This is a genomic window from Peribacillus suis, from assembly GCF_059384845.1.
This window is the reverse complement of record NZ_CM182019.1, coordinates 3480789-3502321: the sequence shown is the minus strand read 5'-3', so window position 1 is coordinate 3502321 and position 21533 is coordinate 3480789. Positions and strand designations below refer to the sequence as shown.

At 41.4% G+C, this 21533-nt stretch carries 24 protein-coding genes and 2 pseudogenes; 18 read left to right on the top strand and 8 right to left on the bottom strand.

What is annotated here, in order from left to right; genetic code table 11:
• Positions 1–65: 65 nt before the first annotated feature.
• From AC503W_RS17090 to AC503W_RS17060, 7 genes are all read left to right on the top strand, one after another.
• Positions 66–476, top strand: a complete 411-nt coding sequence (locus AC503W_RS17090; RefSeq protein WP_494915183.1) for a bleomycin resistance protein — start codon at positions 66–68, stop codon at positions 474–476.
• A 154-nt stretch (positions 477–630) separates the two neighbouring features.
• Complete coding sequence (locus tag AC503W_RS17085) at positions 631–1275, top strand: FMN-dependent NADH-azoreductase (protein WP_494915182.1); 645 nt, start codon at positions 631–633, stop codon at positions 1273–1275.
• Between the two features lie 152 nt (positions 1276–1427).
• On the top strand, positions 1428–1673 hold the full coding sequence (locus AC503W_RS17080; RefSeq protein WP_494915181.1) for a DUF2164 domain-containing protein: 246 nt from the start codon (positions 1428–1430) through the stop codon (positions 1671–1673).
• Positions 1674–2124: 451 nt separating this feature from the next.
• A complete protein-coding gene (locus AC503W_RS17075; RefSeq protein WP_494915178.1) occupies positions 2125–3345 on the top strand; it encodes a M20 metallopeptidase family protein in 1221 nt (406 codons plus the stop codon).
• Positions 3346–3418: 73 nt separating this feature from the next.
• Positions 3419–4234 carry a DUF3100 domain-containing protein gene (locus tag AC503W_RS17070; protein WP_402874041.1) on the top strand — a complete coding sequence of 272 codons (816 nt, stop codon included), beginning with the start codon at positions 3419–3421 and terminating at the stop codon, positions 4232–4234.
• Between the two features lie 31 nt (positions 4235–4265).
• On the top strand, positions 4266–4709 hold the full coding sequence (locus AC503W_RS17065) for a hypothetical protein (protein ID WP_402874046.1): 444 nt from the start codon (positions 4266–4268) through the stop codon (positions 4707–4709).
• Between the two features lie 118 nt (positions 4710–4827).
• Positions 4828–4983, top strand: a complete 156-nt coding sequence (locus tag AC503W_RS17060; RefSeq protein WP_402957261.1) for a hypothetical protein — start codon at positions 4828–4830, stop codon at positions 4981–4983.
• A 117-nt stretch (positions 4984–5100) separates the two neighbouring features.
• On the opposite strand, the gene AC503W_RS17055 is transcribed toward AC503W_RS17060, so the two are convergent.
• Positions 5101–5445 (bottom strand): DUF1048 domain-containing protein, encoded by a 345-nt coding sequence (locus AC503W_RS17055; protein ID WP_402957263.1) that lies wholly within the window; start codon positions 5443–5445, stop codon positions 5101–5103.
• Positions 5442–5786, bottom strand: coding sequence for a PadR family transcriptional regulator (locus AC503W_RS17050; RefSeq protein WP_494915171.1), 345 nt, complete (start codon positions 5784–5786; stop codon positions 5442–5444). Before AC503W_RS17050 ends, AC503W_RS17055 begins: the two co-directional genes overlap by 4 nt.
• Positions 5787–6075: 289 nt before the next feature.
• Here AC503W_RS17050 and AC503W_RS17045 point away from each other — a divergent pair, with 289 nt between their 5' ends.
• The 4 genes from AC503W_RS17045 to AC503W_RS17030 are packed head-to-tail and all read left to right on the top strand — an operon-like array spanning position 6076 to position 9176.
• A complete protein-coding gene (locus AC503W_RS17045) occupies positions 6076–6453 on the top strand; it encodes a GntR family transcriptional regulator (RefSeq protein WP_402874058.1) in 378 nt (125 codons plus the stop codon).
• Positions 6450–7136, top strand: coding sequence for an ABC transporter ATP-binding protein (locus tag AC503W_RS17040; RefSeq protein WP_494915169.1), 687 nt, complete (start codon positions 6450–6452; stop codon positions 7134–7136). The genes AC503W_RS17045 and AC503W_RS17040 overlap by 4 nt, the downstream gene beginning before the upstream one ends.
• Before the next feature lie 8 nt (positions 7137–7144).
• On the top strand, positions 7145–7966 hold the full coding sequence (locus tag AC503W_RS17035; RefSeq protein ID WP_494915167.1) for a hypothetical protein: 822 nt from the start codon (positions 7145–7147) through the stop codon (positions 7964–7966).
• A gap of 34 nt (positions 7967–8000) precedes the next feature.
• Positions 8001–9176, top strand: coding sequence for a hypothetical protein (locus AC503W_RS17030; protein WP_494915165.1), 1176 nt, complete (start codon positions 8001–8003; stop codon positions 9174–9176).
• Positions 9177–9230: 54 nt separating this feature from the next.
• Here AC503W_RS17030 and AC503W_RS17025 read toward each other — a convergent pair whose 3' ends face one another.
• On the bottom strand, positions 9231–9926 hold the full coding sequence (locus tag AC503W_RS17025; protein WP_494915163.1) for a hypothetical protein: 696 nt from the start codon (positions 9924–9926) through the stop codon (positions 9231–9233).
• Positions 9927–10053: 127 nt separating this feature from the next.
• Positions 10054–10730, bottom strand: a pseudogene (locus AC503W_RS17020) (YqjF family protein).
• Positions 10731–10951: 221 nt separating this feature from the next.
• Between AC503W_RS17020 and AC503W_RS17015 the strand changes: the two are divergent.
• The gene (locus AC503W_RS17015; RefSeq protein ID WP_494915160.1) at positions 10952–11359 is read left to right on the top strand and encodes a VOC family protein; all 408 of its coding nucleotides are present in this window, start codon (positions 10952–10954) and stop codon (positions 11357–11359) included.
• Here AC503W_RS17015 and AC503W_RS17010 read toward each other — a convergent pair.
• Complete coding sequence (locus AC503W_RS17010) at positions 11356–12012, bottom strand: DUF6944 family repetitive protein (protein ID WP_494915159.1); 657 nt, start codon at positions 12010–12012, stop codon at positions 11356–11358. The genes AC503W_RS17015 and AC503W_RS17010 overlap by 4 nt on opposite strands.
• Before the next feature lie 175 nt (positions 12013–12187).
• Here AC503W_RS17010 and AC503W_RS17005 point away from each other — a divergent pair, with 175 nt between their 5' ends.
• Positions 12188–12469 carry a hypothetical protein gene (locus tag AC503W_RS17005; RefSeq protein ID WP_402874078.1) on the top strand — a complete coding sequence of 94 codons (282 nt, stop codon included), beginning with the start codon at positions 12188–12190 and terminating at the stop codon, positions 12467–12469.
• 19 nt (positions 12470–12488) lie between these two features.
• A complete protein-coding gene (locus tag AC503W_RS17000) occupies positions 12489–12800 on the top strand; it encodes a YjdJ family protein (RefSeq protein WP_494915157.1) in 312 nt (103 codons plus the stop codon).
• A 296-nt stretch (positions 12801–13096) separates the two neighbouring features.
• Here the strand turns inward: AC503W_RS17000 and pruA are convergent, their stop codons facing one another.
• A complete protein-coding gene (gene pruA / locus AC503W_RS16995; protein WP_494915155.1) occupies positions 13097–14641 on the bottom strand; it encodes an L-glutamate gamma-semialdehyde dehydrogenase in 1545 nt (514 codons plus the stop codon).
• 138 nt (positions 14642–14779) lie between these two features.
• Between pruA and AC503W_RS16990 the strand changes: the two genes are divergently transcribed.
• Positions 14780–16072, top strand: a complete 1293-nt coding sequence (locus AC503W_RS16990; RefSeq protein WP_494915154.1) for an AAA-type ATPase lid domain-containing protein — start codon at positions 14780–14782, stop codon at positions 16070–16072.
• 82 nt (positions 16073–16154) lie between these two features.
• On the opposite strand, the gene AC503W_RS16985 is transcribed toward AC503W_RS16990, so the two are convergent.
• The gene (locus AC503W_RS16985; protein ID WP_494915152.1) at positions 16155–17147 is read right to left on the bottom strand and encodes a proline dehydrogenase family protein; all 993 of its coding nucleotides are present in this window, start codon (positions 17145–17147) and stop codon (positions 16155–16157) included.
• Positions 17148–17392: 245 nt separating this feature from the next.
• On the opposite strand from AC503W_RS16985, the gene AC503W_RS16980 reads away from it, so the two are divergent.
• Positions 17393–18373, top strand: a complete 981-nt coding sequence (locus AC503W_RS16980; RefSeq protein WP_494915150.1) for a proline racemase family protein — start codon at positions 17393–17395, stop codon at positions 18371–18373.
• A 33-nt stretch (positions 18374–18406) separates the two neighbouring features.
• Positions 18407–19755, top strand: a pseudogene (gene brnQ, locus AC503W_RS16975) (branched-chain amino acid transport system II carrier protein).
• A gap of 187 nt (positions 19756–19942) precedes the next feature.
• Here the strand turns inward: brnQ and AC503W_RS16970 are convergent.
• Positions 19943–20869 carry a ketopantoate reductase family protein gene (locus AC503W_RS16970; protein WP_494915149.1) on the bottom strand — a complete coding sequence of 309 codons (927 nt, stop codon included), beginning with the start codon at positions 20867–20869 and terminating at the stop codon, positions 19943–19945.
• Between the two features lie 127 nt (positions 20870–20996).
• Between AC503W_RS16970 and AC503W_RS16965 the strand changes: the two genes are divergently transcribed.
• Complete coding sequence (locus AC503W_RS16965; RefSeq protein ID WP_494915148.1) at positions 20997–21533, top strand: GNAT family N-acetyltransferase; 537 nt, start codon at positions 20997–20999, stop codon at positions 21531–21533.

Sequence of the window (21533 nt, the reverse complement as noted above, 5' to 3'; positions counted from 1 at the left end):
ATGGTCGTTTTCTCACATGAAATTATAAGGAATCTTTTATAAGAACCAAATGGAGGTGGGAAACAGTGATAAAACGACAAGCATGTGTACCTGAGTTGTCGGTGTCAGATTTAAACCATAGTCTATCATTTTATTTGAACATTCTCCCATTCAAGATGGACTACCAACGTCCAGAGGATAAATTCGCGATGATTTCCCTAGAAGATTGCCAAATGATGTTGGAAGAAACGAATGAACACTGGAAGACAGGAGAATTGATTTACCCATTTGGAAGAGGGATTAATTTTCAAATACAAGTCAGGGATATCGATGAGTTATACCGGCGTATAATGGAACATCAGTATCCCATTAAGATGGAGATTCAGGAGAATTGGTATCGGGCAGATGATCTTTTACTCGGGCAAAAAGAGTTTTTAATCATGGATCCTGACGGTTATTTATTAAGATTTGCGGAACACTTAAAAGAAAGAGAATGAGGATAATGATCTAATTATCAATAATCTGGATAAAAGTTCAAACAATTTCCAAACAAGTGTGTTGACAAATATGCATGCTTTCTTGTAAGATATAAATATCTTGAATTAAAGATAATTTAAATCAAAATATTTTAATACGAGGAGATTTTATATAATGAATGTATTAGTAGTGAAAGCAAACAACCGTCCGGCAACAGAAGGTATCTCAAGCAAAATGTACGAAACGTTCATGGCTTCATTAGAAGGTAAAGATGTAAACGTAACGACTTACGATGTGTTTGAAGAAGATACACCATACTTTGGTCAAGAAATTTTCAACGCATTCGGCAAAGTGCAAACAGGTGGAGAGTTAACGGATATTGAATCACGTCTTTTGGCTGCTAAACAAAAAGCAATGGATGCAATCACTGCAGCTGACGTAGTGGTATTCGCATTCCCATTATGGAACTTAACAATCCCGGCTAAATTGCAAACATTCATCGATTATGTGTATGCGGCAGGATTCGCATTCAAATATGATGCAAATGGGAACATGGTTCAATTAATGACGGACAAAAAAGCGATCTTCCTAAACGCTCGCGGCGGAATTTACTCAACTCCGGAAGCGGCTCCAATGGAAATGGCAGTGAACTACATGCGCAATGTATTCGGTGGCGTATTCGGCATGAAAATCATTGATGAAGTCATCATCGAAGGTCACAATGCAATGCCTGATAAAGCACAAGAAATCATTACTGCAGGGTTGGAAGAAGTAAAAGCTTCTGCACAGCGCTTGGTAGAAATGGCTGTACAAGCATAATAAACCGGAAATGACCAACGAAGCCTTTCGCTTTGTTGGTCGTTTTTTTTTTACTTTTTTGCTGTACATATTCTTCTATGAAAAAACAGGCTATAAATGGGGACCATCACCATTTATAATTACATGTACTATCCATGAAGGGGTGTTCGATTTTGTTTATAAAACTTACAAAAGACCAACAGCAATTAATGATTTCCGATATTCAGTATTTCTTCTCACAAGAAAGAGAGGAGGAAATCACGGAATTTGCAGCGGAGAGAGTATTGGATTTCGTCAAGGAGACACTTGCCCCCCATTTCTATAACGCAGCCGTCCAAGACGTTAAACATGTCGTGGAACAACAGTTTTCTTCCATGGAAGATGAAATATTGACGTTGGAACGCCCGATAAAAAGATAAGCGAGGAAGAATGTGAGGCCTTTTTCCATCCAAAGAGCCGTAGCTTGAGTATATGATAAGTCGTCGATCCCAAGAAAGTAAGGGCGAAGGCTTATTTTTTTATATAGATATAACATTTCTTTTTCGCTTTTTAGAAAAAATAATATTGTAAGAAAGAAATTTTTCTGAAAATTAAAATAAAGGTATATAGAAGATATAAGCTGATGCCCGATCCTATTAACCTTGTGAACTCAATAAAATCAGCTCTTTCATTGCCTAAATTAACTCTATTTAGAAGACCATAATTCTATGAATATGCAGAATTATTGGTATTTTCTGATATGTACAGGTGATATTTGAAATGGTAGTATAAAAGTACTGATGGATATTGAGGTTAAATATGTAATTTAAATATAATTGTGGCAATTATTATTTTAATAGTATGTACAAAGTAGTATGGGGGATGAGGATTGTGAGTATAAAAAGCGTTACAAGTTCTTTGACGGCAACTGAAATCGTGGAGAAGGCATCAGGGATCTATGAAGAAGCTGTGAGAATAAGAAGAATGATCCATGAAAATCCTGAACTTGGATTTGAAGAGACAAAAACCGCTGAAATGATTGCGGATTATTTGAAAGGGCTTGGAATCGAAGTGACTACAGGAGTAGCGAAAACGGGAGTTGTGGGTCTTCTTCATGGCGATAAAGAGGGGCCAGTACTTGCGTTACGGGCCGACATTGATGCGTTACCGATTCAGGAGAAAACGGGTGTGCCCTATCAATCTCAAAATCCCGGTGTGATGCATGCGTGCGGACATGATATGCATACCGCGATGTTACTGGCTGCCGCCCATGTTTTATCCCAAAATAAGCAACATATATCCGGTACGATAAAATTCATTTTCCAACCCGCTGAAGAGATGAAGGGCGGGGGAGGTGTAATGGTCGATGAAGGAGTTCTTAGTAATCCTGCAGTTGACCATGCCTTTGCTTTTCATGTTTGGCCTGAGTTAGCTACTGGAACATATGGGTTTAGAAATGGAGCCATCATGGCAAGCATGGATTCCTTTGATGTTGTGCTAAAAGGCAAACAGGGCCATGGGGCAGCACCTCATCAAGGGGTGGATGCAATCGTCGGGGCTGCTCATATCGTAACGGCCCTCCAAACGATAGTTAGCAGGGAAACGGATCCGGTTGACTCCGTCGTTCTGACAATCGGAACGATAGAAGCAGGAGATGGCTATAATATCATCCCTGAAAAAGCTAGTTTTAGAGGAACGGTGCGTACTCTTAATGCCGATACCCGTAAGAAAGTGGCTGACAGTATTCAGCGGATCGTTGAAGGTGTGGCTTCGGCTCTTAAACTAGAAGTGGAAATCAATTTTAACTTTTCAGTGGGCTACCCTGTTACCATAAATGATTCAACATTTAATGAACATGCTGCTGCGATTGCCGTGGACTTATTTGGGGAAGAGTCCGTTCAATGGTTGAGTAAACCAAGTATGGCAAGTGAAGACTTCGCTTTCTATTTAGAAAAAGTTCCGGGTACGTTTGTCTTCTTAGGTGTAGCGGAAAACCCGGATGACCCTATGAAGTTACATAGCGACGTGTTTCTGCCAGATGAGAAAGCCATGATTCAGGGGATTTCACTTATCGTGGGCATAGCTTTACATACGACTGAGAAAATTCAATAAATAACATCGCAAACATGGATCGTACGGGCTTTCCTTTTTGAAGTCCGTACCAATCGTAGACAAAAAAGGAGTGATGAATGTGCAAGAAAATTCTCTGCGTAGTTGGAAAATTCATTTTTTTGTTTTGATATTAGTGTGTATAACAGAATTCATCGGTGTAAAAACCTTTAATATCGGTATTGGGGCCATTGCCTTATTTCCCATGTTGTATGCATTGATCATCGGTGCGGTCATTAGTTTACCTTCTTTGAAAGTCTTAAAACCGAAGGAAATGAATGTGGCGGCCAATATTTTAGGGATTTCATTCATGCTTTTTGTAGCCAAATTAGGCATGTTAATGGGACCATCCTTGCCACAGATATTTGATGCCGGCCTTGCTTTAGGCTTGCAGGAATTGGGGCATTTCGCAGGGACGATCCTATTAGGTTTACCGATTGCATTGTTACTTGGCATGAAAAGAGAAGCAGTCGGTGCCACTTTTTCGATTGATAGAGAACCAAACTTAGCCATCATCGCTGAAAAATATGGATCGGATTCACCTGAAGGCAGGGGAGCACTGGGCGTATATGTGTGCGGGACTTTGTTTGGAGCATTATACCTTTCCGTGTTAGCGAGCTTTTTGGCTCAAACTGGTTGGTTCCATCCGATTTCCCTTGCCATGGGTGCAGGAGTGGGATCAGGTAGCATGATGGCTGCCATGTCTGGAGCGCTAGCGGTAATATTCCCGGAATCCGCAAAGGATATTGCTGTATTTGCCGGTGCGGCTAACTTAATTACAACAATCTTAGGGACATACATATGTGTATTCTTCTCCCTTCCTTTTACAAACTTTTTATACAAAAAATTAGAACCCGTTTTGGGGCGTAAGTCAAAAGTGATTGAAAAATAAGGCAGTGCAGGACTTAAAGGGGAGAGGTTATATGAAAGATAAGATATTGACTTTTATAATCATTGGAATAATAGCCCTTATGGGAAATTGGATTGGATACGATGTTTCACCTATAGATGCACTACCAGGCATGTTGATCATTGTTGCCGTTACGATCGTAGGGTTCTTTTTGGCTAAAGTCATCCCTATAAAACTACCCATCGTCATTTGGGTTTCGATGTTAGCGCTGCTGATTACAACGCCCATTTTTCCCGGAAATGCAGAAATCATCAAGGTAACGGAACATGTGAATTTCATGGCGCTGGCCACTCCCATTTTGGCATATGCGGGTCTATCCTTCGGTAAAGATTTAAAGGAATTCAAACAATTAGGGTGGCGAATCGTTGTCATTTCTCTAGTTGTTTATACAGGAACGTTTGTCCTTTCAACGGTTGTTGCAGAAATTAGTTTTAGATTAACTGGGAAATTCCATTAAGCGTACTTAAAGAAAGATGCCCGTCTCAGTAAAATGGAGCGGGCATTTTTTTATGCAAACTGATTCAAGAATGAAAAAGCCACTCCTGGATATTCTATCAATGAAAGGGGTGTAGCCCATGAAAAAGCGCGAAAATCATGAAGAAGAGCCGATCGTAGCCGATGGAATCACGACGCAGGAGGAGCTGGATGAAAGCGCCACTCCGGAAGAGGTGGCAAAAGGAGACTATACAAAAGTCGTCACACTTTCATTGGATGAAAATGATCCAAGCTGAACGGAAAGTCAGCAGGCCCATTGGGTTTGCTGACACTTTTCGAAAATAATAAGAGCCTTCTACAGTTTACGTAGCGAGGCTCTTTAAAATTGTTTGCTTCTTATCCTTCAAATAGATTCAATCAATACGTCCGATGGTATCGTTCAATTTCTTACGATACTTATCCTTCCAAGTTTGCTCATCCTTCACTAGTTCGTCACAGAAGGCAGCCACGTCCTCACCTGTCAGGTCGGTGACTTTTTTGCTTTCCGCTGCACCTTCCTCGAAAAGGTCGAGAATACCGGAAAAAATACGATTGGTACCCTCCCAATCGGTGGGGCTGTCGCCAGCAGTCCACATATACTTTTGGATCGCTTTATAAGCGTTATGGTATTCACTTGGAAGAGCCTTCGCACGCGCCTCCATCGCTTTCCATTCTCTCTTTTCATCAAAACTTCCCATTATTTTTTCAAAAAAACTCATTTTGCGTCTCCCCTTTCAATCGGTAAGTTTTTAAGTTCATTCAGTTTACTTGAAATGAATGCCCATTTTGTCCAGAAAACTTGAAGCTTTTCTTGACCCGCTGCATTGAGGGTGTAAAATTTCCTTGGTGGTCCCATCGTGGATGGCTTTTTCTCGATGTCTACCAGATTGTTCTTCTCAAGCCTCATCGTAATCGTATAAACCGTGCCCTCCACTACATCAACGAAGCCAAGTTTGTGTAGTTTCTGTGTAATGTCATAGCCATATGTTTCGCCCTGGCTGATGATTTCAAGCACACAACCTTCAAGCACCCCTTTCAGCATTTCTGTCAGATTCTCCAAAAGAATTCACCCCATATGTTTGTTGTTGGATTTTTTACGCTATTTAGTATTACTTACTACTAGTATATAGTATCACATAGTAGTGATTTGTCAATCGCCTTCCATTTATCTATAGAGTATTTTTGGAGGAATCGTCTTCATAATAAAATGGAAATATTTTTTAAAACGATATTGACAGCAGAAGTGTATTACGGGTATAGTACATACATAAGGTGTATGAACCACTTAATACATACACTTGGAACCAAGTGTAAATATCAGATCTTTTATTAAATATAGGGGTGGTTTAATGAACGTTTCGTTTAATGCCCGTGAGCCGGTTTATTTGCAAGTGGTGAGGCATTTCAAAGAACAGATGGCCATTGGAGAGTTAGTTGCGGGACAGGAAATCCCTTCACGCCGGGAATTGGCGGCAACATTGAATATTAATCCGAATACGGCCCAAAAGGCGTATAAAGAAATGGAGGAACAAGGTTTGATTCATACTGAAAGAAATTTCCCAAGTCGAATCACTACGGATGAAGAGATGCTACACGCTGTCCGACAAGAGCTTATTCTTGCCGCGGTCGATTCTTTTGTAGAGGCCATTCGTCCCATTCATGTACCGGTTGATGAGCTACTTCAGATCGTGAAAGATAAATATGCAAAAGAGGGGGAAGAGAAATGATCGAAGTGAAGCAAATCTCTAAGAAGTACGGCCGAAAGAAAATCTTGGATGGGATGTCTTTTACCGCGAATAAAGGGGAGATCACCTGCCTGATCGGGATAAACGGTGTAGGGAAAACCACGACGTTGAAGGCAATTATGGGATTGACGCCGTATCGTGGGGAAATTCTGATCGATAATGAAAAACTGGATACAGACCGATATGAAAAGATCACCTTCATTCCGGACGCTCCGATTATGCTTCCGCAAATGACGATCAAGCAGGCAATGGCCTTCATGAACGATTTCTATACAACATGGAACCAGTCAAGAGCCAATGAGTTGCTGGATTTTTTCAAACTGGAGGAAAATACAAGGATATCCGATTTATCAAAAGGGAACACGGCGAAAGTCAACCTGATGCTGGGTCTGTCGCTTGATGTGGATTACGTGCTAATGGATGAACCATTTTCCGGCATCGATATGTTTAGCCGGGAACAAATTGCCGACGTCTTTGCCAGTCACTTGATCGAGGACAGGGGAGTCATCATCACGACCCATGAAATCGGTGATATTGAACATTTAATCGATAAGGTCATCTTACTTGGAAACGGAAATGTAGTGAAAGAGTTCAATACGGAAGATATGCGTGAAGAGGAAGGGAAATCAGTAGTCGATGTAATGAGAGAGGTGTATCAAGGATGATGCGTTATATGAAGCTAGTCAATTTCGAAATCAACCGCTTTAGTAAAATCTATTTTTCATTGTTGTTGATCACGATTCTTTCGCAATTTGTAGGCGTGATCATTAAAGTACAAGGATTCTTAAATGATGCGAACCAAACCATGTTAGAAGATAAATTGACCGAAGCCACTTATATAGAAACTTTTGGCGGAGTGAACTTTAACTTGATTTCAGGGTCGCTCTGGTTTATAGGACCGATTGCGTTGTGTGCCGTAGCCCTTATATTCTACATCTTTCTAATTTGGTACCGTGATTGGTTCGGGAAAAATACTTTTATTTATCGCCTGTTGATGCTGCCGACTACGAGATTATCTCTCTATTTATCCAAAGCTACAGCGATTTTCTTAATGGTATTAGGACTGATTGCCTTACAATTGATCATCCTGCCGATGGAGAATGCTCTGTTCAATTCCATGATGCCGGAAGTGTTCCTAACCGCAAAAATGAGTGTGATGACCATCCTTGAATCCAAACCAGTGTTAGCGCTCATCATTCCTAACTCGTTCACTCAATTTATCATTTCCTATGGAATCGGGCTGATGATCCTGTTTGTCTTATTTACAGCCATCATGTTGGAAAGAAGTTACCGGATCAAGGGGATTGTGCTAGGCATTATCTATTCCGTACTTGCGGGCTCATTGTTCCTATCGCCTATTTGGCTGAATGGTTCTAACGGAATCTCTCTTTATCCGTCAGAAATCTTCGGTAGTTTAATCGCTTTGGGGATTATCATTACAGCCGTCTCCATCTGGCTTGGCTCTTGGTTGTTAAAGAAACGTGTAACCGTATAATGTCCCAACTACTAATATAAGGAGAGTGAACAGGGTGAAAAGATATATCAGCAGCATCCTCATCGTCGTCGTTAGTCTATTTAGCATCGGAACGTATTATGCTCAAGTAACTTCTTACGCTTCAAACCTTCCCAAACTTACATTTAAAACGATAGAAGGTAATGAAAAGGAATTACAATCGGTTGCCTTGGAAGGATATTATGAAGAGGGTAGCCTAAGTGAACATTTTCGTGTTGAATCCAATCAATTGAAATATGCAAAAGAACAGTCTTATTTTGAAAATCTTTTTGATTTCTATGACCCTAACTATAAACGGTTGGTGAATGAGTATCGTTCCTTCATGAGGGATAAAGAGTATATCGAAACGTATTATGAAGATCGAGATAACCTGACGTTCGTAACCATGAATGTGGATTATGAGAATAGAAAATTTAGCTCGTACTTCAATATTGATAGTTTAGAAAAGAAAAACAAAGATGAAAAGTCGTATGAAATAGATGTGCCAGAACAAGAAAAATATGATGATATCACAGTAAGGGATATTCAATTCGCTCAATCCAAATTACAAGTCATCACTCAAAATGATGTGATTACGAAGGATGAAAAAGATACGGTTGAGATACACCACTACACCATTGATTTAGCTGGTCAAAAAATCGTGAGCGATGAAACGATCTTATCCGAAACGTTTGATTCATCCAATGAAGGACATTTCGCCATGCCGTCAAAAGTCGATGGAGGGAAGGCAAATGATGTATTCTTCCTGGCGTTAGTAAAAGGCAGGTACATTGAAGAGGAAGGATTCAAGGAGAAAAAAGGGGAGAGCTCTCTTTACGCGTATCATTACGACACAAAGAAACTGGAAAAAATCAAGATTCCAAATGAAGAGAATATCACCTTTGAATCTGTGGAAAGTGACTTTTTCTATGATGAGGAGACTCTCTACATGACAGGGTGGGAGGAAGAGATGAGGCGCATCCTCACCTTCGATATCGATAAACAGAAAGTAATCAATGACTACAAACCGGGATCTGTTGATTTCACTGAGATAAAGGATGGACGCATCTTTGCCATTACCGCAGATGAATTGCTGATTGTCGATGCGAAAACGGGAAAGACGCTTTATAAAGGAGAATTGGTGATTGATTCTGATGACCAGAAGAAAGATAAGAATCATATCATTCAATTGCATGATATTTACATCAAATAAATCTTTTGACCGAGACTCCCCTTGAAGAAGGGGAGTTTTATGTTTGGAGTTCATCTATTTTTTGATTATGAGTCTCTCAACATTATCTGATAAAAGAACGGTATCCCATGGTATCCAATACCATTGTTCCCCATCGAAAAATAAGGGGAACGTATAGGCGATCGGTTCTTCGGTATAGAATGCGAGTTGATAGCCAGTCGGGTCTCCTTGGCTGGTATTCGGATTAAAGCTGGCGTTCGTCTTTCCTTCGTTAAGTATCAGGGTCATAGCTTGTATCTCATGTTTATCCGATAATAAATGGGTCAGTACAGGATGAAAATCTTTATCCTCTTTATATATATCTATTCGATTGATCGATTCTTCATCGATGTCTTCGTATTTGCCCCGAAATGTTTGATTCTTCGTAACTTCATGATAGATTGCATACCCATTGATCTCGTCTTTTGACTGAATAGCAGCAAATTCAGGCTTGCCTTGTACGGAAAAGACCTCCGTACCCTTTTCCCAGAATGCGGCGTCACCTTCTTTCGTCTTGTAATTGACATCGAATACATGATCCGCGACTTTGAACTTCACTTCTCCTATCTTTTCACCGATAGAAGTGGAATCGGCGAGGATAGCGGAATGGACCCCTTCATACTGTTTGCCATTTATTTTAACGAAATCGACCCACTCAATGTCAATTTCTTGGGCATTACAAGAGGCAAGGAATAAACTGCATGCCAACATCCCTATCCATTTTTTCATCATGACCCCTCCGTTTGTAGACTGATAAAATGCCGATTTTGACCGATAAATAGGGGCAATTGACCGATATATTCCAATTTTGACCGATATATGCTCAACATTGACCGATATAATGGCTATATCCAATCATTTAGTCGGTCGCACGGACTAATGGCCACATCCGGACTTCCAATGTTTTTGCAAAATGCAAGATGGGCTTGTCGCTTTCAACTTGAATGCCTTGATTGGCCAGCATCGTGTTCTGTCTGATATCCGCTTCAGCATGCTGGAGCGGCCATGGTTTATGCAGGATATCGCAGCGAAGCGGCACTCCTTTATTGTTTAGTGTATATAGGCAATAACGCTCTGTAAGCCATTCATCGAAAGAACCTTTTTCGGCAAGATACGGTTCTGAGGTTGGTTTGTATGTACACTCGAATGTTTGATTGCCGTTTCTTCTCTTGCTAATATAATCGATGACATCACCGCTGCGCTGCACATTCATATCGGCAAACTTATATGGCAAGTGGTATACAGTTTGGGCAGTCTTGACCGCAAGCATATTGGACGCATCCAGGCTAAAGAAGTACACCCCTGGTTTTCCATCCACCGTGACATAAGTCCGGACGTTGAGTTCAGGAAATCGATCCGTGCCTGGAACGGGAGGGAGCCCTCTTAAGCGGATGTCAGTCATATGAAACGGAACGACGCCTATCCACCCCATGCCGTCAAAGGAATCTAAAGGCAGTACGGCAGGTACTAACTTTTGTAAGGCTTCTATTTTATTGGATAATGGGCAAACAATAGATCATTCCATGTCTGTTTCATCGTCCAGGGTAATCGTGGCAATGGCCATGAACGATGGCTATCGTCCCATTGGTTATCAAAGAAGTGTTTAGGTTGGTCTTTCATGTTGTTCGCCTCCTTATTCACGGCTGGTTTAAATCTGTTGCAAGCATCTATTCTTTTCTTTTATGCTAAAATAAACCAGTTACTGGTAGTATATCAAAATGAACCCGTTTTCGATATAAAACAAAGGAGGTGGGCACATGTCAAATGGTTTCATTCATCATATCGAAATAAATGTATCCGACTTGGAAAGAACCGTGACATTTTGGAGTTGGTTTTTGGAAGAGCTAGGGTATCGTCCTTTCCAGGAATGGGATGGGGGGAGGAGCTGGAGAATCGATGATCTGTATGTGGTGTTTGTCCAAGCAGAGAAGCGTTTTCTCGAAATTCCCTTTCATAGGGGAAGAGTGGGGCTTAATCATCTAGCCTTTCATGCAAGCTCACGCCAGGAAGTGGATGAGATGACACATAAATTAAAACAGCAGGGAATGCGCATTCTTTATCCCGACAGGCATCCGTTCGCTGGTGGGAAGGACCATTATGCTGTATTCTTCGAGGATCCCGATAGATTGAAAGTGGAATTAGTTGCTCCTGTTGAATCCCTTTAGGGATGGGCAAAATGATAGTGGTGATACGAATAAGGATTATCGCCTCCATTTTCGGGGGCATTATCCGCTTCCACTTCCATCGTGACGGCACGAATCAGAATAACGGCACCGATAACTTGGAGCCAGGCACCGACCAATAGAATCATTTCACCGATTTCCCTGCTATCCTGTAAAATGAAAATATTGCCGATGGCGTCGAGGAATGAGCCTAATGATACGAGGCTATTTCCTGTAATATCGAGAGACTTGAATGACGATTCTTCGGCAATGTATGCTGCGACTGCCTCGAAAGCAGCACCGAGGCCTTGGATGCCACTACCGAGTGTATCGATTTTTAAGCCTTCTTCCTCTTCACCACTCAGTTCAATACTGATACCTACAGAATTTGCCGTATTTCCCGCGGCTTCAACCCATTCGCCGAAGATATAATATAGTTGCGATAGCGGATACTCCTCGGGGTTGAACAATTTTGTCCTAGCGATTGCCTGAAGTGAATTGCCGACCGCCTCGATTCCATTCCCCTTAATAATCAAATCCTTGCCCAAATCCGTGCCTGTCAATGTTTGCTGGGTTTGCCCGATGGCTTCAACAACCGTGCCGATCCCCAATAACCAAGCTCCCGTGATAAGGAGGTCTTCTCCGCTTGTACCCATAGTCCGAACGCCCCTTACAAGAAGTTACCTTATGGTATTCCGGGAAGTACATTTATGTACAGGTGAACGATGGGGAATATCATATAATTTGGATGTTTATGTTAAACTGGATGAGGAGTTATTTACCTTTTAATAAAAAATAAGAATGTTATTAACCATGTAGGCGGGGGTTCAAATGGGGATATTTTTTATAAAGAGAGGAAATGCGAAAAGAACAAAAGCGAATATGATCCTTCATACGATGATTGCGGTAGCGATGATCATCCTTTTAGTGATGGCAATCATCAACGGAAAAGATTTCTTTTACTTAAAGCTGATTTTCCTATTAGCGGGTATAAGTTCGATTATAGATGGAATGGAAAGCTATTTACAAAAGGAAAAAAGGAAAGTCTATCTGCTTGATTTCGGATATGCGTTGGTTTGGTTCTTATTGGTTTATATGTATACGACCATGTAAGAGGGAAGGGGACATGACGATGAAGGGTGCAATACAGGTCATAATGGCGATGCTGTTCCTTATGATTTTCACGTTTTGTGCGTGGTATGAAGGAAGCGAAATCTTGGACAATCCATGGGAGTGGGAATATTCGACGCCTTTTTCGGAGCTATTACACACTCAAGTTGAAGGCCCGGAGGATATTTCCAATCTGGATTATTTTGTGTACGCGGCCAAGTTCAGGCCGTTGTTCCCGGTACTTATGATGATGACACTATTATACTTAGTCACGCTAACGGGACTTAGAGTAAGTAAAGGAAGCCAGAAAAAATCGGCTTTCTTTCTGGGCTAGGCGTTTTATTGCTGCTCATGAGCGGTTTGATTTGGAGTTCCCCGACGGTTGGGGGCCATTTCTTCAAGGGGATTTCTCTAATCGTGGGTATAGTGTCCATCTTGGTCGGAATGTTGTACTACTTTAAATGGACACCCACATCCAAAAGAGTGGCTTAGTTATAGGTACTCTATGAATCTGAATATATGAGCCACAAAAAAGGAACAGCCCGCATTAATAGGGCTGTTCCTTTTTTGTGATTCATGATTATATCTTTCCTATATAATAGGAAGAAACTCGACATGGACTAGAGTCTCTTACAATTTTTCAGATACTGATTTGGATTGCATATGCAACGTCAAGAAGTCAGGGCCGCCTGCTTTTGAACAAGTTCCGGACATATTGTACCCTCCGAACGGTTGGTACCCAACGATTGCTCCTGTACAGCCACGATTAAAGTATAGGTTCCCTACGAAGAAGTCTTCGCGTGCCTGTTCGATATGGTCACGGTTTGTTGAAATGACGGCACCCGTTAAACCGTATTCTGTGTTATTGGCGATTTCTAGAGCTTCGTCAAAGTCTTTTGCTTTGGAAATGGCGACGATTGGGCCGAAGATTTCTTCTTGCATCAAGCGAGCTCTTGGTGCTACATCTGCGACAACAGTTGGTTGAATGAAGTAGCCGATTGAATCATCCGCTTCACCACCCGTTAGGATGCGTCCTTCTTCTTTTGCGACGTCAAAGTAGCTTGTCACTTTTTTAAAGGCTTTATCATCAATGACAGTAGCCATGAAGTTGTTATGGTCGGTCGGATCTCCGACGGTTAATTCTTTTGTCAATTCAACCACCCGGTCCAACACAGTATCGTAAACATCTTCGACGATGATGGCCCGTGAGCATGCAGAACACTTTTGGCCACTGAAGCCGAACGCGGATTTAACGATGGACTGTGCAGCCAATTCAAGGTCTGCCTCTTTGTCGACGACGATGGTATCTTTCCCGCCCATTTCGGCAATGACGCGCTTGATCCATATTTGTCCTTCGTTTACGGCTGCCGCGCGTTGGTTAATGCGCAAACCGACATCGCGTGAACCGGTGAAGCTAATGAAGCGAGTACGTGGGTGATCGACTAAGTAATCGCCAACCTCACCACCAGGTCCTGGGATGTAGTTCACGACACCAGCTGGAAGGCCGGCCTCTTCAAGGATTTCGATGAATTTATACGCAATGATTGGTGTTGTGGATGCCGGTTTCAGTAAGATGGTGTTCCCTGTCACCACTGCTGCCACGGCTGTCCCGGCCATGATCGCAAATGGGAAGTTCCATGGTGAAATGATGACGCCGACACCTAGTGGGATATAGCCAAATTTATTATATTCGCCTGGAAGGCTTTTTACTGGTTTTCCGTCTTTCAATTCGAGCATTTGACGTGCATAATATTCCATGAAGTCAATGGCTTCCGCTGTGTCAGCATCTGCTTCCACCCATGGTTTACCTGCTTCGATTGTCATGATCGCAGACATTTCATGACGACGGCGTCTTGTAATCGCAGCTGCTTTAAATAGAATGTCAGCCCGAACTTCAGGTTTTACTTTGCTCCAAGTTTTGAATGTTTGATCGGCAACTTGCATCGCTTTTTCAGCCAGTTCTTTGTTTGCCTTAGATACAGTGCCCACGACTTCGGTTTTTTTAGCCGGATTGTAAGAAGTGATTTTATCATGAGTAGTAATGCGTTCCCCACCAATAACTAATGGATAATCTTTTCCAAGTTCACTTTGAACCTTTTGAATGGCCTCAGTGTAAGCTTGTTGGTTTTCCTTTTTTGAAAAGTCAGTTAGTTGTTCAGTTGTGTATGGAATCAATTTAATATCCTCCTTATAATCACGGGTGCCAAATAATTGTGCACTTATGTTATTGTTAATATATATATAATGCAACATTTTTTGGCATATTACAATAACTTTTCCGAAAATTTACAAAAGTTCAAAAGGGGTGTTCCAATGAAACAGCAAGATTTGCACGAGATTTATAAATATATCACGGACAATATTTCAGCAGGGATACACGCCGTGGATGCTCAGGGGAAAACCGTGATCTATAATGCAAAAATGCGGGAGCTAAAAGGGATTCATTCGCTTGAGGAAGATCAATTCGAGCAAGAAATGATCGCTAAAATTAATGATAGCCATCTTTATCAGGTCCTGAAAACATGCGAGCCGATCAAAAACTACAAAATGAATTTCTGGAATCGTGTCGGTCAGGAAATTGTGACGATTTCCGATATCCTGCCGATTAAAAAAGACGATGAATTGATTGGCGCTGTCGAGATATCGAAGGATATTACCGAGAGGGAGTTAATGGCCTATCAACCATTGCGGCGGTATGGGCAACCCCTCACATTCGATATCATTACAGCGGTTTCCCCACTTATGGCAGGGGTGATCGAACGGGCCAAGATGGCTGCCAAAACGAGGATGCCTGTTTTGCTTTATGGGGAGTCCGGGACGGGAAAGGACATGATTGCAGAAGGGATCCATCATGATTTGAATCCTGAAAATGATCATTTCATTACACTGATTTGCCGGAATGACGAACAAGCGTTGATCGACCAGCTGAAGCAGCAAATCGATAAAAATGAACAAGTCACGATTTTTTGCGAGCGTGTGGAATACCTTTCCCTTGAAGGCCAGGAAAGGATCCTGAATCTGTTCAAGGAACATCTGGAGAGTCATGTTTTTATAGCAAGCGTCGGAAAAGACCCGATTGATTTGATCGAGAAAGGGCAGCTTTCCAAGGATTTATATTACTTCTTTGCATCGGTTTGTATAAATGTCCCCGCATTAAGTGATCGAAAAGAAGATATTAAGCCATTTATATCGGACTACTTTAAGCGCTATCGCAATAATACCGGAAGCCGGATCCAAGGGCTTTCAGCTAAAGTGGAACAGATCTTTCTCGATTATGATTGGCCAGGAAATTTAAAAGAGCTAGAAGTATTGCTGGATGATATAACCAGTACGATGACGAATGAAACATCCATTGATTTTGATATGCTGCCGATTTATTTCAGGTGGAAGATCCAAAGCGAGGAGCTTTCCGATACGACGGGGAACATGTTTGTAGCGGAAAATGAAAAAGATATTCGTCCATTAAGCGTATTCATGAACGAAGTCGAAGAGTACTATATCCAAAATGCCTTGAAAATGTTCGATGGCAACGTTTCGCAAACGGCAAAAGCACTTGGCCTTCGGAGGCAAAGCCTGCAATACCGCCTCAAAAAATTCAATGAGTAACAGGAAAACCCGAATGATGGTCATTCGGGTTTTCTGTATAAAAAAATGACTCCCGAAAACAACGGGAATCATCCAGTTTGCCTTATCGTGTTTTTTGCTTAACTACACGTCTTTTCGAAAGTCGGCCCAGTATAAATGCTCCGGTCGCTACGCTGATCCCGATATTTGTTTTCTTGTTGAAGACTTGCTTTGTGACCAATGTCAGGTTTTGAGGTCTTTCGGCCAATCGTCTCATGAAGTATCCATACCAATCGGCGCCAAATGGGACATATGTACAGAAATTATATCCTTCTTTTGCAAGCTCTAGCTGCAATTCTTTACGGAATCCATAAAGCATTTGGAATTCGAATTTCTCTTTAGGGATATTATTTTGGATGACGAACTTCTTAACATGGTTGATGACACGATGATCATGTGTCGCAATCGATGTGAATTTTCCATGCAATAAGTGGTATTCAATCAGGTCGATATAGTGCTTATCGATTTCCTCTTTACTTTGATACGCAATCGTTTCAGGTTCTTTGTAGGCTCCTTTTACAATTCGTAAACGGTAATCCTTGAATCGCTCGATATTCTCCATCGATTCGTGGAAGTAAGCCTGAATGACGGTCCCTACGTTACCAAAGTGTTCTTGGACCGTTTCCATCAAATCGAATGAGGGATGTAAGCGTTCATAATTTTCCATATCGAAATTGATGAAAATATTATATTCCTTCGCTTTTTCAGCGATTTCTAATAAATTCTGAAGACAAAAATCATAATCAATATCTAAACCAAGCTGTGATGGTTTGAGGGATATATGTGCATCTGCCTGGTTTTCATGAATGGCTTCGATTACCTTGATGATTTGTTCCTTTGCTGCCGTCGCTTCGCTTTTTTCGAATACAAATTCACCAAGGTTATCTACTGTACAGGAAATACCTTGTTGATTTAAATGTTTGATGGTATGGATCGTTTCTTCAATGTTCGTCCCTGCGACCACACTTTGTGCCCCAAGCTTTAACCCATACCGTTGTGCAGCGCTGTTCAAGGTTTTATTTTCTGACAGATGAATAAAAAAATCACGTAAAATCATGTGATTGCCCCCTAAATTATGAAATTATTTGAAGATTATAATATTTTTTCAAGAAAATCAAATCGTTTTTTTTCTTTTTCTGTGAAACTTTGAAAATAAGCTTTGGTAATAAAGGGTTTTCAAGGAAAAATAAATATTTTCCAGGTATTAAAAATATAAACATCTTTATTTTCTGTCTTTTCAAAAAACTATTTATGAATTATGATGTGTATTAATTTCATGTTTGTAAAATATAGGGGGTAGCGATGGAGAATTATAACGTACAAATTCAAACAATCGACACGCATACGATGGGGGAAGCTACACGAATTGTCATCGATGGATTCCCTGAAATCATGGGGGAAACCATGATGGATAAAAAGAATTATGTGCGAGATCATTTTGATGATTTCCGCAAGTTGCTGATGAATGAGCCGCGTGGACACAAAGATATGTTCGGAGCCATTCTAACAAAACCGACACATCCCAAGGCGGATCTAGGCGTCATCTTCATGGACAGCGGATCTTACTTGAACATGTGTGGCCACGGAACGATAGGGACTGTAACCATGTGTCTAACGAAAGCGCTCATACCTAAAAAAGATAGAGTGTTCATTGATACGCCTGCAGGTTTGATAGAGTGCTTGATTACGTATAAAGATAACGTTGTCGAAAGCGTGTCATTCCAAAACGTTTCGTCATTCGTTCTCTACAAGGAAACCCCTGTTCACCTGTCAGATGATCGACACGTAAACGTGGATGTGGCATTTGGGGGAAGTTTTTTTGGAATAGTGAATGCTCAAGATTTAGGAATAGAGATCTCACTGGAAAATAAAAATGAAATGATACATAAGGCTTTGGAAATTCGCGATAAATTGAACAGTCAGTTATCCATCGAACATCCGTTGAAGCCGGAAATCAATACGGTCGATTTAATAGAAATCAGCGAAAAGGTAGGGCCTAACCATTATCGGAATGTTGTCATATTCGGTGATGGGCAAATAGACCGATCACCTTGTGGGACAGGAACTTGTGCGAAAATGGCAACCTTGGACCTGGAAGCGGGCGAATCAATCATTCAGGAAAGCATTATCGGATCGAAGTTCAAGGGGACGGTAGTCGAGCATACAGAAGTAGCGGGTATTGAAGCTGTGACCCCCGAGATTACAGGATCAGCATGGATTACTGGGGAACACCTTTTTGTATTACAGAACCATGATGTGTATGAAACAGGATTCTCTATTTAATTTTATTACAATAACATAATTGGAGGCGCTTCCATGAAATCGGTATCAAACTATCAGATTATTATCATTGGGTTCATGCTTTTCGCTATGTTTTTAGGTGCTGGGAATGTCATCTTCGCCCCGGTTCTTGGTCAAGAAGCCGGTACGAACACCGTCATTGCGATGGGTGGATTTCTCATCACGGGTGTTGGTTTGGTCATTCTCGCAATCATTGCTTTAACGAAAGGGGGCGGGACCGTCGAAAAATTGGCGAGCCGGGTGCACCCCAAGTTCGCTCTAGTATTTAGTGTCCTTCTGTTTCTAGCGTTAGGGCCCTTATATGTCATTCCCCGAACAACGAGTGTCGTGTATGAAATCGGCATTCGCCAGTTGATTCCTCAATCTACTATGCACGTATTTTTCTTACTGGGTTTCTCTATCATCTTCATTGGCCTAACCATCTATTTATCCTGGGAAACTTCCAAATTCGTGGATCGACTCGGTAAAATGATCACACCCGTCTTTGGGGTCCTGCTTGTGATCTTGGTTGGTAAATCCATCTTCACGCCCATGGGTTCGATTCATGCCCCTGCAACAGGTGCTGGGTATGAAACGTCAACCGCTGCCTTTTTAAAAGGCTTTACGCAAGGCTATTTCACAATGGACGTTTTAGCGGCATCTTCATCAAATCAGTCGATGCTTTAGGTGTGAAGTCAGCTAAGGAAGTTTCCTCGGTCTTCATTAAAGCGGGGGTCGTCACGTTGATAGGCCTGATTTTATTGCAGGTTTCCATGGCTTGGATCGGTGCGTCCAGTGTCGATGCCATCGGATATAAACAAAATGGCGGTGAACTGATTGCATTGGCGTCTAAGTCTTTGTTTGGGCAAGTGGGCCTGTACTTAATCGGTGTGGTCATTTTCCTGACAGGCATTACGACCAATGTTGCTTGTCTTGCGGCCGTGGCGGAATACTTTGAACGGATCATTCCATCGATTTCCTACAAAAAATGGTTGATTCTGATTTCTGCCGTGAGCTTGGTCATCACGAACTTTGGCTTGAATACGATTCTTAACATGGCATCCCCGGTCTTAATGTTGTTATATCCGATTGCTATCGCATTAATTGCTTTAGTTTTCTTAGACAAACTATTTGGCGGGGCTCAATCGGTTTATATCGGAACCATCGTGGGCGTTACATTTGTCGCCATTTTGGATGCACTAAAAGATGCGAATCTAGCTACCTCAACCATTAATGACATCTTCTCTTTCATTCCATTTTTCACGAATGGCGCAGGCTGGATCATTACCGGCATCATCGGCTTTATCGTGGGTATGCTCTTTAAAAATAAGTCTCAAAAGAATAGTGACGTAGAGATGGAATACAACTCGACACTATCAAAGTGAGCCTTGTGAAATGAGACCGAAACCTCTACTCTTGCCAATCGATTGGTGGCCAGGGTAGAGGTTTTCCAATTCTTTGAAAGTTGTTAAGCCTATGAATATCATAAAAAAGGCTTAGCCAGCAAAGCTGTTTCGTTCATCCTTTTTTCTAAAACTTAAAATGGCAGTCAATTTCCGTCGGAGTTCACCATCACTGAACGGAATAGTGCCTTTCCATCGTTTTGATCTTCTCATATAGTTCTTGATTGATAGGGGTAGAGATTTGATACTTTTCCCCTAGTTCAATTACTGTTCCTGCAAATAATTCGACTTCACTGATTCGTTGCGCCTCTACATCTTGAGCCATGGAGGGTTTGCCATTTGGACTTAATGTCCCTAATACTTTCAGCCAATACCCCAGATCCTTTTCCGTTAAATGGACACCTTCTTTTTCCGACAAAGCAATTACTTCTCTCATGGCTGCAATCATCATGTCTCTGGCTTTTCCTTCTCGCTGAATTTCGCCATAATTGCTTTGATAGATAGCAACCGTTTGATTGACCCCTACATTCAGCATGAATTTCCCCCATTGTCTTCTATACATATCCGTATCCACCTCAAAAGGCACATCCATCTGTTCAAAGAATTCTGCCAGCTTTTTTGCTTGTGTTGAAATGCCACCGGGCTCCCTTGAACCAAAGCAGAGCATGCCCATATGTTCGTAGGTTAGTTCATTGCCGACCTTTACTGCATCCATGCCTTGTGCCACGCAATACAATACTTTATCCATTCCGTACGTTTCACCAATAATGGTTTCGCTTGTAATGCCATTCAGTAGGGAAAGAATGATGGTATTTTCCCCGACATGATTCTTTACCGATTCGATGGCATTTTCCAACCCATTATATTTAACGGAGATGATCAACAAATCTGCCGGACCGCAGTCTTCTTCAGGTGTAACGTAGTGAAAGTGGCACGGTTCTCCATTGCTAAAAAGCTTATCGTTTTCGTAACGCATTAAGCGATCGGAATCAGCTATGATCCGTAAATCCTCTGGTTTCATCTTCTTGGACAAGTGATGTCCAAACAGAATCCCTAATGCACCCAGTCCAATAATCGAAACTTTTTTCATTGTCATTTTTCCTCTACCTCCTGTACATGTCCCATTAGCATTCTAACATAATTTATTGAATATTCTCATATTTTTAATTACTATAACAGTAGTATATCGAAGGCAAAAGGAAAGGGAGTAGAGGGAGGGAATAATGGACAGAATTAAAATGGTCAAATTTGAAAATGAGTTACATGATTTAATTTCCCTACTGACAAATAATACGTGGCCCTATCACTCGGATCCACAACCTTCTGGCGAACAAATTGTCGAAGCGTACCATAAGGGGTGGTATCAAGAAGATAAGGAAACTATCTGGATAGAAAAAGACAATGAAAAAATCGGATTGATTATGCTGCATGATATACACGACACCATCCCATCCTTCGACATTCGTTTAGACAAAAGTGTTAGAGGAAAAGGGATTGGAACGCTAGCTGTTAACTGGATCGTAGACTATCTTTTTGGTTTGCCAGATCGGAAGATTAGGATAGAAGCCTATACACGTAGTGACAACCTAGCTATGAGAAAGACATGTAACAAATGCGGATTTGTTAAAGAAGGATACTTACGGGATGCTTGGGAAAATAACGATGGGAGTATTTCAGACTCGGTTTGCTATGCAATCATTAGAAGGGATTGGGAAAATAAAGAAGTAACGCCGATAAAACTAAATGAATGGCCTTTCTAA

Excerpts from the sequence above, each read along its gene's own strand:
- AC503W_RS17085 (WP_494915182.1), top strand. The coding sequence starts at position 631 with ATGAATGTATTAGTAGTGAAAGCAAACAACCGTCCGGCAACAGAAGGT.
- AC503W_RS17070 (WP_402874041.1), top strand. The coding sequence starts at position 3,419 with ATGAATGTGCAAGAAAATTCTCTGCGTAGTTGGAAAATTCATTTTTTT.
- AC503W_RS17065 (WP_402874046.1), top strand. The coding sequence starts at position 4,266 with ATGAAAGATAAGATATTGACTTTTATAATCATTGGAATAATAGCCCTT.
- AC503W_RS17060 (WP_402957261.1), top strand. The coding sequence starts at position 4,828 with ATGAAAAAGCGCGAAAATCATGAAGAAGAGCCGATCGTAGCCGATGGA.
- AC503W_RS17055 (WP_402957263.1), bottom strand. The coding sequence starts at position 5,445 with ATGAGTTTTTTTGAAAAAATAATGGGAAGTTTTGATGAAAAGAGAGAA.
- AC503W_RS17045 (WP_402874058.1), top strand. The coding sequence starts at position 6,076 with ATGAACGTTTCGTTTAATGCCCGTGAGCCGGTTTATTTGCAAGTGGTG.
- AC503W_RS17040 (WP_494915169.1), top strand. The coding sequence starts at position 6,450 with ATGATCGAAGTGAAGCAAATCTCTAAGAAGTACGGCCGAAAGAAAATC.
- AC503W_RS17035 (WP_494915167.1), top strand. The coding sequence starts at position 7,145 with ATGAAGCTAGTCAATTTCGAAATCAACCGCTTTAGTAAAATCTATTTT.
- AC503W_RS17025 (WP_494915163.1), bottom strand. The coding sequence starts at position 9,926 with ATGATGAAAAAATGGATAGGGATGTTGGCATGCAGTTTATTCCTTGCC.
- AC503W_RS17015 (WP_494915160.1), top strand. The coding sequence starts at position 10,952 with ATGTCAAATGGTTTCATTCATCATATCGAAATAAATGTATCCGACTTG.
- AC503W_RS17010 (WP_494915159.1), bottom strand. The coding sequence starts at position 12,012 with ATGGGTACAAGCGGAGAAGACCTCCTTATCACGGGAGCTTGGTTATTG.
- AC503W_RS17005 (WP_402874078.1), top strand. The coding sequence starts at position 12,188 with ATGGGGATATTTTTTATAAAGAGAGGAAATGCGAAAAGAACAAAAGCG.
- AC503W_RS17000 (WP_494915157.1), top strand. The coding sequence starts at position 12,489 with ATGAAGGGTGCAATACAGGTCATAATGGCGATGCTGTTCCTTATGATT.
- AC503W_RS16990 (WP_494915154.1), top strand. The coding sequence starts at position 14,780 with ATGAAACAGCAAGATTTGCACGAGATTTATAAATATATCACGGACAAT.
- AC503W_RS16985 (WP_494915152.1), bottom strand. The coding sequence starts at position 17,147 with ATGATTTTACGTGATTTTTTTATTCATCTGTCAGAAAATAAAACCTTG.
- AC503W_RS16980 (WP_494915150.1), top strand. The coding sequence starts at position 17,393 with ATGGAGAATTATAACGTACAAATTCAAACAATCGACACGCATACGATG.
- AC503W_RS16970 (WP_494915149.1), bottom strand. The coding sequence starts at position 20,869 with ATGACAATGAAAAAAGTTTCGATTATTGGACTGGGTGCATTAGGGATT.
- AC503W_RS16965 (WP_494915148.1), top strand. The coding sequence starts at position 20,997 with ATGGACAGAATTAAAATGGTCAAATTTGAAAATGAGTTACATGATTTA.